The following is an 8,445-nucleotide window of genomic DNA, read 5'->3' as shown; positions in this document are numbered from 1 at the left end:
CGTGCGCCAACCCCACAGCAGCGTGCCGATGCCGAACGCGGAGCACGCGACGGCCCAGCCGGCCGGCGTATCGGCGTCGACGCTCCAGGCGCCGAACGCGAAGCCCGCGCCGTCGTCCTGCGCGAAACGCCACGCGTAGCCGAGCTCGGCCGCGCAGACGATCGCGACGCCCCAGAACACACACGCACCGACCGCGCACAGCATGCGCCACCGCTCGGCCGCCGGCGCGCCGCGCCGCAACGCATGCGCGAGCGCTTGCACGATCCCGGCGATCCCGCGCGGCGCGGCCACGACGATCGCGACGAACAGCACGCCGAGATACAGCGCCCACGCGCGCGACACGCCCGCGACGACGATGCTCAGTACCGTGAGGACGGCGGCACCGGCCGCCGGCCCGAAGAACGCGCCGGTGCCGCCGATCACCGCGGCGATCAGCACGGTCGCCGAGCGCGCCATCGATACGCTGTCGGGTGTCGCGATCTCGACGTCGATCAGCGTCAGCGTGCCGGCGACGCCGGCGAAGAACGACGCGCAGGTGACCATCGCGAGCCGCACGCGGCGCGGATCGGACCCGAGCGCGGCGACGCGCACGGGGTTGTCGCGCACCGCATTCGCGAGCCGCGCGAGCGGCGTGCGCGTCAGCGCATGCATCGCCCACGCCGACGCGAGACACCACGCGGCGATCACCGCATAAGCCTGGACGGGTGCACCGAAATGCCAGCCACCCCACGGCGTGCCGCTCGCGCGGTCGATCGGCACGCCGCCGATTCCACCGAACCAGGCCGGCACGCTCCACGCGGCGGCCGCGACGCATTCGCCGAGCCCGAGCGTAATCATCGCGAACGCGGTGCCCGAGCGGCGCGTCGCGAGCAGCCCGGCGGCGAAGCCGAAAGCGGCGCCGGCCACGCCGCCGACGAGCGGCAACAGCGGCAGCGGGCCGCCAAAGTGGTTGAACCAGTGCGCGGCCGCGAACGCGCCGAGGCCCGCGAACGCCGCGTGCCCGAACGACAGCAGCCCGGTCGTGCCGAGCTGCAGGTTGTACGACAGTGCGAGCACGACGAGCGCGGCCGTCTGTGCGAGATAGCCGAGCACCGCGCCATGCGGCCACAGCCACGCGGGCAGCACGACGCATGCCGAGAACAGGGACCAGCGCGCGACGCCGGCGAGCATGCGGCTACGCATCGGCACGCTCGCCGAACAGCCCGCGCGGCCGCGCGACCAGCACCACGACGAGCAGCAGGTACGGCACCAGCGGCGCCAGCTGCGCGATCGACACCGCGGCCACGCTGTCGGGCAGCACGATGCCGGCCCATTCCGTCAGGTCGCGCAGCGACGTGTCGCTCGCGGCCGCGAAGGTCTGCGCGAAGCCGACCGCGAGCGACGCCGCGAACGCGCCGCCGAGCGAGCCGAGCCCGCCGATCACGACGACCGCGAACACGACCGACCCGACCGTTTCGGCCAGCGCGGGTTCGATCACCGCGAGCGGCGCGCCGATCACGCCGGCCAGCGCCGCAAGCGCGGTGCCCGCGCCGAACAGCGCCGTCATCACGCGCGGCACGTCGTAGCCGAGCACCTCGACGGCCGCGCGGTGCGTGAGCGCCGCACGCACGACGAGCCCGATGCGCGACGCGCGCAGCAGTGCGCCGAGCGCGACCAGCATCGCCGTGGACATCCCCATCATGAACAGCCGGTAGCGCGGCAGCGCGAGGCCGAATACGGTCACGGGCGCGCCGTCGAACAGCGCCGGCACGGGCGCCGGCAGCGGCGCGAGGCCCCACACGAGTTTCGCGCCCTCGCCGATCAGGTACGCAAGGCCGAAGGTCAGCAGCAGTTCGCTCGTATGGCCGCGCGCCTGCACGCGGCGCAGCAGCATGCGTTCGCAGCCGGCGCCGAGCAGCCCGACCGCGAGCGGCGCGAGCACCAGCGCGGGCCAGAAGCCCGCGCCGGCCGCGATGCTGTAGCCGACGTACGCACCGAGCATGTAGAAGCTCGCATGCGCGAAATTGAGCACGCCCTGCACGCTGAAGATCAGCGTGAGGCCGGCCGACAGCATGAACAGCAGCAAGCCATAGCTGAGGCCGTTGAAGGCCTGGAGCGCGAACGCGTGCACCGCGCAGTCAGGCCGCGAGCGGCTCGAGCGCGGCGCGCAGCGCATCGGGCAGCGGCACCGGCCGGCGCGTGCCGCGATCAACGTACACGTGCACGAAATGCCCCTGCGCGGCGGGCGTGGCCTCGCCCTGCGCGAACAGCCCGACCTCGTAGCGCACGCTCGACGTGCCGAGCTTCACGACCCGCAACCCGGCGTCGACCGACTGCGGGAACACGAGCGGCGCGAAGTAGTTGCACTGCGTCTCGACCACGAGGCCGATCGTCTGCCCGTGCTCGACGTCGAGCACGCCGGCGCGGATCAGGTATTCGTTCACGACCGTGTCGAAGTAGCTGTAGTAGACGACGTTGTTCACGTGCCCGTAGACGTCGTTGTCCATCCAGCGGGTCGTGATCGGCAGGAAGTGGCGATAGGCGTCGCGCGGACGCGGTTGCGGCTTGTCGGACATGGCGATGGCGGTCAGGACGAGGGAAGCGAGGTGGACGACGCGCGGCGGCCGCGGGACACGGAGCACCGGCAAGAAGCGGAACGCCGCGCCGCGATCGCTCGCGGCACGGCGGATGCAACGCGGCTGACGGGCCGGCCCGTCACTGCCCCGGCCGGTCGACGAATTCGAAATCGAGGCCGCGCGCACGCATCCAGTCGGCGAGCGCGACGCCCGTGCCGGCGCGCCAGGGACGCAGCCGCGGCGGATCGACGAGCTTGTATTCGAGCAGTTCCGGCGACAGCGCGACCGTGCCCGATGCACGCACGTGGTACGCGATGATCAGCTCGTTCTTGCGGATGAATTCGTAGACGCCGACGAGCGACACGTGCTCGGCCTTCAGCGCCGTTTCCTCGAACACCTCGCGCGCGATGCCGTCCTCGGGCGTCTCGCCGTTCTCGAGGAAGCCGGTGATCAGTGCGAACATGCCTTCGGGCCAGGCCGCGTTGCGCGCGAGCAGGATCTTGCCGTCGAGCTCGACGATCGCCGCGACGACCGGCAGCGGGTTATTCCAGTGCACATAGCCGCAGGTGTCGTCGGGGCATGCCTGGCGAATGCGGCCGCCTTCATGGTCGGGATCGGCGCGCTCGGTGAGCGGGCTCGCGCAGCGCGGGCAAAAGCGGTAATCGGCGGTGGTCATCGATGGGAATCTGGCAGGCGCCGGACGGCCGCCTGCCGGCTGCCCGCGCACCCGCTCGGCGCGGGAAAGGCTTCATTCTAGCGAGTTTGCCCGTTCCGCAGACGATCCGGCCCCGCCGACATCAGGGTTGCCGCCGCCCTCGCGCGGCGGTCGCCGCGAAGCCGGCGGCGCCCAGCAGCAGCGCGGCCACCGCGACCCACAGCGCGGGGGAAAACGACCCGAAGCGCGCGGCCAGCGGTGCCGCGATGAGCGGGCCGAGAATCTGCCCGACCCCGTACGACGCGGTAGCGTAGCCCATCAGCCCGGCGGCCCGCTCGCCGTGCAGACGCCGCGCCTCGCGCATCGCGAACAGCGTGATCGCGGTGAACGGCAGGCCCAGCAGCGCGCTGCCGACCGAGAAGCCGGCCGCGTTCGGCCACACGATCCCGGCGGCAATGCCGAGCGCCTGCGTCGCGCAGCCGGCCGCCAGCAGCAGCCGGTTGTCCCAGTGCCCGGGCAGCCGCGCGGCGGTGATCGCGCCGACGATCAGCGCCGCGCCGAACATCGGCCAGAACAGGTCGGGCCACGGCGAACCGGCCGGCAGCGCGGCGCGCGCGATCACGGGCAGGAACGTCGCGGTGATGATGTAGCCGAAGCCCGGCATGCCGTACAGCACGACGAGCCATGCGGCGTCCGCGCGATCGCGGCGCTTGTGCGCGTGGTTCGACCCGGTGGCGGCGGCCGCCTGCGTCGCGGCACCGCCCGACGGCACGGCTTGCGCCGCCGGGGCAGCGGCGAACGTGCGCCAGATCGCGACCGACAGCACCGCAGACAGCACGGCGAACCCGAGCCAGCCCGACGCCGCGCGCTGGCCGGCCAGCGCGCTGCCGATCAGCCCCGTCACCACGATGCCGACGCCGGGCCCCGCGTAGATCACCCCGCTCCACTCGGGCGCACGCAGTTCGGCCAGCCGGCGCAGTCCCCATTGCGACACGAACACGAACGTCCATGCGCTGACGACGCCCGCGACGAAACGCACCGCGAGCCACACCGGCAGCAGGTGGCCGACACCCATCGCGGCGGTGAGCAGCACGGTGGCCACGAGCCCGACGCGCACCATGCGCGCGGGCGCCACCCGCAGCGCCGCGCAACTGACCGCGCCGACGAAGTAGCCCGCGTAGTTCGCCGACGCGAGCCAGCCGCCGGCCTTCAGGCCGATCGAGCCGTCCGCGAGCATCAGCGGCAACAAGGGCGTGAACGCAAAGCGGCCAACGCCGAGCACGACCGCGAGGCCGACCATGCAGGCCAGCGCGGCCGCGCGGGCGCGGCGGTCGGCATCATCGACGGAAGGCGCGCCGGCGGCGGCGGTCGGGGCATCGGAGCGGGACATGGCGGCAAGGGCCGGCGTTCGACGCGCCGGCCGGATCGGAAATCGGAATGCTGCCATCCTAGCTTGACCAAACGTTCTCGAAAAATGAATAATTAAGAATCCAATCATCGCTCGGAGAGAATCATGGACCTGGCGGCGCTGGCAATTTTCCGGGCCGTGGTGCGCGAGAACGGCGTGACGCGCGCGGCGGCCAAGCTCAATCGCGTGCAGTCGAACGTCACGACGCGCATCAAGCAGCTCGAGGAAGAACTCGGCGCGGCGCTGTTCGTGCGCGACGGCCGCCGGCTCGTGCTGACGCCGGCCGGGCATACGCTGCTGCCGTATGCGGAGCGCCTGCTCGCGCTCGCCGACGAAGCGCGCGACGCGGTGCGCGAGGACACGCCGCGCGGACGGCTGCGGCTCGGCACGATGGAAAGCACGGCCGCGAGCCGGCTGCCGACCCTACTCGCGCGCTATCACCATGCGTGGCCCGACGTGTCGCTCGAACTGCTGACGGGGACGACGGGCTGCCTGATCGACCGCGTGCGCGACTTCGAGATCGACGCCGCGCTGTTCGCACGCCCGCCCGAGCCGGACACGCTGCCCGACACGTTCGACACGGTGCCGATCTTCCGCGAGGATCTCGTGCTGCTCACGCCGCGCGGCCATCCGCCGGTGCGCACGCCCCGCGACGTGATCCTGCCGACGCTGATCGCGTTCGAGCGCGGCTGCGCGTATCGCCAGTACGTCGAACGGTGGTATGCGGCGCACGGCGTGAAGCCGGAGCGCGTGCTCGAACTCGGCTCGTATCACGCGATGGTCGCGTGCGTCGCGGCCGGCGCGGGCATCGCGGTCGCGCCGCGCTCGGTACTCGATCTGCAGCCCGAGACCGGCAACATCGCCGCGCACGCGATTCCCGAACTCGAAGGCATCGACACGCTGCTCGGGTGGCGGCGCGGTTATGCGTCGGCGGCGCTCGCCGCCCTGCGCGATGCGCTCACCGACGCCACGCGGCAGCCTGACGACGCGGCGAAGCCGGCCGCGACCGTGCCGGCCTGACCCGGGTTCGCGCGCCACCGTAGCGATCGACGCGCACGGACCGCACAAACGAAACGACCCGACCGGCACCTGCCGATCGGGTCGTTTTTCATTTCACGCGATGCCGTCACTGCGACGGCATCGCATCGGTCATGCAACGATCAGAGCCGCTCTTCGACCCAGCCCTTCACGCCGGCCAGCGCGCCCGGCAGGTTCGCCGGCTCGGTGCCGCCTGCCTGCGCCATGTCCGGACGGCCGCCACCCTTGCCGCCGACCTGCTGCGCGACGAAGTTCACGAGCTCGCCGGCCTTGACCTTCTTGCTCGCGTCGGGCGTGACACCCGCGATCAGGCTGACCTTGCCGCCTTCGACGGCCGCCAGCACGATCGCCGCGCTCTTCAGCTTGTCCTTCAGCTTGTCGACCGTTTCGCGCAGCGTCTTCGCGTCGGCGCCGTCGAGCGTCGCGGCCAGCACGAACACGCCGCCGATTTCGACCGCCTGCTGCGCGAGCTCGTCGCCCTGGCTCGACGCGAGCTTCGACTTCAGCGCGCCCAGCTCCTTCTCGAGCGACTTCACCTGGTCCTGCACCTGCGCGATACGCTGCGTGAGCTCCGACGGCTGCGCCTTCAGCGCGGCCGCGGCTTCGTTCACGCGGGCGTCGAGCTCCTGCACGTAGCGCACCGCGTTGTCGCCGGTGATCGCCTCGACGCGGCGGATGCCGGCCGCGACGCCGCCTTCGACGACGATCTTGAAGAAGCCGATGTCGCCGGTGCGGTGCACGTGCGTGCCGCCGCAGAGTTCGCGCGAGAAGCCGAGGTCGAGCACGCGCACTTCATCGCCGTACTTCTCGCCGAACAGCGCCATCGCGCCGCCCTTCACCGCTTCGTCGTACGGCATCACGCGCACGATGCCCGGCGCGTTGGCCAGGATTTCGTTGTTGACGATCTGCTCGACGCGACGGATTTCGTCGTCGGTCATCGGTGCGTTGTGCGCGAAGTCGAAACGGGTCTTTTCCGCGTCGACCAGCGAACCCTTCTGCTGCACGTGCGCGCCGAGCACTTCGCGCAGCGCCTTGTGCATCAGGTGGGTGGCCGAATGGTTGCGCTGCGTGCGGGCGCGGCGATGCGCGTCGATTTCCGCGCGCAGCACGTCGCCCACTTTCAGCGTGCCCTGCTCCAGCGTGCCGTGGTGGCCGATCACGTCGGCCTGCACCTTCAGCGTGTCGGCCACTGCAAAGCGCGTCGCCGCGTTCGCGAGCACGCCCTGGTCGCCGACCTGGCCGCCCGATTCCGCGTAGAACGGCGTGTGGTCGAGCACGACGACCGCGTCCTGGCCCGTCTTCACTTCGTTGACCGACGAACCGTCGACGTACAGCGCGACGACCTTCGCGTCGTCGAACGCGATTTCTTCATAGCCGTGGAACGTGGTCTTCGCGCCCGTGTATTCGAGGCCCTGCGCGGCCTTGAACTTGCCGGCCGCACGCGCCTGCTCGCGCTGGCGCGCCATCGCGTCGTCGAACGCCGGCTCGTCGACCGTCATCCCGCGCTCGCGGCACACGTCGGCCGTGAGGTCGAGCGGGAAGCCGTAGGTATCGTGCAGCTTGAACGCGAGCTCGCCGTCGAGCACCTTGCCGCCCTTCGCCTCGACGTCGGCCAGCGCGGCTTCGAGGATCGACATGCCGTGCTCGATCGTCTCGAAGAAGCGCTCTTCTTCCTGGCGCAGCACGTCGGTCACGCGCTGTTCGGCTTCCTTCAGCTCCGGATACGCGACGCCCATCTCGGCGACGAGGTCGGCCACCAGCTTGTGGAAGAACGAGCCCTTGCGGCCGAGCTTGTAGCCGTGGCGGATCGCGCGGCGCACGATCCGGCGCAGCACGTAGCCGCGACCTTCGTTGCCGGGAATCACGCCGTCGACGATCAGGAACGAGCATGCGCGGATGTGATCGGCGATCACCTTCAGCGAGTTGTTCGTGAGGTCGCTGATCTCGGTCACGCGCGCGGCGGCCTTGATCAGGTTCTGGAACAGGTCGATCTCGTAGTTGCTGTGCACGTGCTGCAGCACCGCGGCGAGACGCTCGAGGCCCATGCCGGTGTCGACCGACTGCTTCGGCAGGCGCGTCATGTTGCCCTGCGCGTCGCGGTTGAACTGCATGAACACGAGGTTCCAGATCTCGATGTAGCGGTCGCCGTCTTCTTCAGGCGATCCCGGCGGGCCGCCCCACACGTCCGGGCCGTGGTCGTAGAAGATTTCGGTACACGGGCCGCACGGGCCGGTGTCGCCCATCGTCCAGAAGTTGTCCGACGCGTAGCGCGCGCCCTTGTTGTCGCCGATGCGGATGATGCGCTCGGTCGGCACGCCGACTTCCTTCGCCCAGATGTCGTACGCCTCGTCGTCTTCCTGGTAGACCGTGACCCACAGCTTTTCCTTCGGCAGCTGGTAGACCGTGGTCAGCAGCTCCCACGCGAACTTGATCGCGTCGTGCTTGAAGTAGTCGCCGAACGAGAAGTTGCCGAGCATCTCGAAGAACGTGTGATGGCGCGCCGTGTAGCCGACGTTCTCGAGGTCGTTGTGCTTGCCGCCCGCGCGCACGCTGCGCTGCGCCGTCGTGGCGCGCGAGTACGGACGCGGATCCGTGCCGAGGAACACGTCCTTGAACTGGACCATGCCCGAGTTCGTGAACATCAGCGTGGGGTCGTTACCGGGCACGAGGCTCGACGAGCGGACGATCGTGTGGCCCTTCGATTCGAAGAATTTGAGGAATTTCTCGCGGATTTCGGCAGCTTTCATGGCGTGCGGGGACAGTCTGGCAAAGACGGCTTCAAACGCCGG

Annotated in this window: 7 protein-coding genes; 1 reads left to right on the top strand and 6 read right to left on the bottom strand. The window is 70.6% G+C overall.

Annotated features, from left to right (window positions below; all coding sequences use genetic code 11):
• The 5 genes from F3J15_RS29940 to F3J15_RS29920 form a co-directional block, all read right to left on the bottom strand.
• Positions 1-1,182, bottom strand: a 1,182-nt coding sequence (locus F3J15_RS29940; RefSeq protein WP_166895742.1) for a branched-chain amino acid ABC transporter permease, incomplete at its 3' end; no start/stop codon positions are given.
• Entirely contained in the window at positions 1,175-2,110 is a 936-nt protein-coding gene (locus F3J15_RS29935; protein WP_166895740.1) for a branched-chain amino acid ABC transporter permease, read from the bottom strand. The genes F3J15_RS29935 and F3J15_RS29940, both read right to left, overlap by 8 nt.
• A 7-nt stretch (positions 2,111-2,117) precedes the next feature.
• Positions 2,118-2,555, bottom strand: coding sequence for a thioesterase family protein (locus F3J15_RS29930; RefSeq protein ID WP_069249274.1), 438 nt, complete (start codon positions 2,553-2,555; stop codon positions 2,118-2,120).
• A 139-nt stretch (positions 2,556-2,694) separates the two neighbouring features.
• Positions 2,695-3,231 (bottom strand): NUDIX domain-containing protein, encoded by a 537-nt coding sequence (locus F3J15_RS29925; RefSeq protein ID WP_166895738.1) that lies wholly within the window; start codon positions 3,229-3,231, stop codon positions 2,695-2,697.
• Positions 3,232-3,352: 121 nt separating this feature from the next.
• Positions 3,353-4,600, bottom strand: coding sequence for a YbfB/YjiJ family MFS transporter (locus tag F3J15_RS29920; RefSeq protein WP_166895736.1), 1,248 nt, complete (start codon positions 4,598-4,600; stop codon positions 3,353-3,355).
• 123 nt (positions 4,601-4,723) lie between these two features.
• On the opposite strand from F3J15_RS29920, the gene F3J15_RS29915 reads away from it, so the two are divergent.
• Positions 4,724-5,638, top strand: a complete 915-nt coding sequence (locus F3J15_RS29915) for a LysR family transcriptional regulator (protein WP_166895734.1) — start codon at positions 4,724-4,726, stop codon at positions 5,636-5,638.
• A gap of 140 nt (positions 5,639-5,778) precedes the next feature.
• On the opposite strand, the gene alaS is transcribed toward F3J15_RS29915, so the two are convergent.
• Complete coding sequence (gene alaS, locus F3J15_RS29910; protein ID WP_166895732.1) at positions 5,779-8,403, bottom strand: alanine--tRNA ligase; 2,625 nt, start codon at positions 8,401-8,403, stop codon at positions 5,779-5,781.
• Between the last annotated feature and the right edge of the window lie 42 nt (positions 8,404-8,445).

The sequence above is a fragment of the Burkholderia sp. Ap-955 genome, assembly GCF_011753045.1.
Lineage (GTDB): Bacteria > Pseudomonadota > Gammaproteobacteria > Burkholderiales > Burkholderiaceae > Burkholderia > Burkholderia lata_D.
This window is presented reverse-complemented; position numbering and strand designations above follow the sequence as displayed.

What these genes read in the sequence shown, in the direction of transcription:
- F3J15_RS29915 (WP_166895734.1), top strand. Translation starts at nt 4,724, where the DNA reads ATGGACCTGGCGGCGCTGGCAATTTTCCGGGCCGTGGTGCGCGAGAAC.
- F3J15_RS29925 (WP_166895738.1), bottom strand. Translation starts at nt 3,231, where the DNA reads ATGACCACCGCCGATTACCGCTTTTGCCCGCGCTGCGCGAGCCCGCTC.
- alaS (WP_166895732.1), bottom strand. Translation starts at nt 8,403, where the DNA reads ATGAAAGCTGCCGAAATCCGCGAGAAATTCCTCAAATTCTTCGAATCG.
- F3J15_RS29930 (WP_069249274.1), bottom strand. Translation starts at nt 2,555, where the DNA reads ATGTCCGACAAGCCGCAACCGCGTCCGCGCGACGCCTATCGCCACTTC.
- F3J15_RS29920 (WP_166895736.1), bottom strand. Translation starts at nt 4,600, where the DNA reads ATGTCCCGCTCCGATGCCCCGACCGCCGCCGCCGGCGCGCCTTCCGTC.